Genomic DNA, 896 nt, shown 5'->3' on the forward strand with positions numbered 1-896 from the left:
AAGCTCAGGGTCTGGCCGTTGCTCAGGGTGACAGTGAACGCCTGGCCCGCTGGGTGGCTCAGGGTGCCGGTGATGGTTGTGGTGTGGCCTTCCTGCACGGCATTGCCGGTGAGGGTCAGCGTCACTTCATCGCCGCCATTCGGCGTACCCGGGGTACCAGGGTTGCCTGGAGTACCCGGTTCGTCGGTGATCTGCAGAGTGACCGGGTCGCCTTTGACCAGGTTCTCAAAGACCTGTTTGCCGATGCCTTGCTCGGTGATTCCGTTGATGGCGATGCTTGGAGCACTGCTGCCGACATAGACGTTGTCCGCCAGGTTGGCGGTTTGCGACGCGCTGACCTGGCCCGCAGGGATGTTGATCACCTCGCCGTTGCTCAGCGCGATGGACAGACCTCCGTGCTGACTCAGGTCGGCACCGGCAGGACCGGTCAGGGTGATGGTGTAGGTCACCGCCTGGCCTTCCACTGCCGGGTTCGGCGAAATGCTCAGCTCGGCCTTCACGGTGTCGACGGTGTCGCTCACGGTGACGGTCGTGGTGGCACTGGTGTTCAGGTTCTCGAAGTTGTGGTTGCCCGCATTTGTCACGCTGATGGTCTGAGTTTCACCGTCACGAAATACGTCATCGCTCTGCGCCACGAACGGATTGGTAGTCGCGGTAAGCGCGCCCTCGGCAAAGCTCAGGGTCTGGCCGTTGCTCAGGGTGACAGTGAACGCCTGGCCCGCTGGGTGGCTCAGGGTGCCGGTGATGGTTGTGGTGTGGCCTTCCTGCACGGCATTGCCGGTGAGGGTCAGCGTCACTTCATCGCCGCCATTCGGCGTGCCTGGGGTGCCAGGGTTGCCTGGAGTACCCGGTTCGTCGGTGATCTGCAGAGTGACCGGGTCGCCTTTGACCAGGTT

General features: G+C 62.9%; 1 protein-coding gene. It reads right to left on the reverse strand.

Annotated elements, in window-relative coordinates; genetic code table 11:
- The coding region (locus tag CAG34_RS28950) for an immunoglobulin-like domain-containing protein (RefSeq protein ID WP_158091109.1) at positions 1–896 on the reverse strand (896 nt) is incomplete at both ends.

This window comes from Pseudomonas sp. B14(2017) (assembly GCF_002113255.1).
GTDB classification, from domain to species: domain Bacteria; phylum Pseudomonadota; class Gammaproteobacteria; order Pseudomonadales; family Pseudomonadaceae; genus Aquipseudomonas; species Aquipseudomonas putida_Z.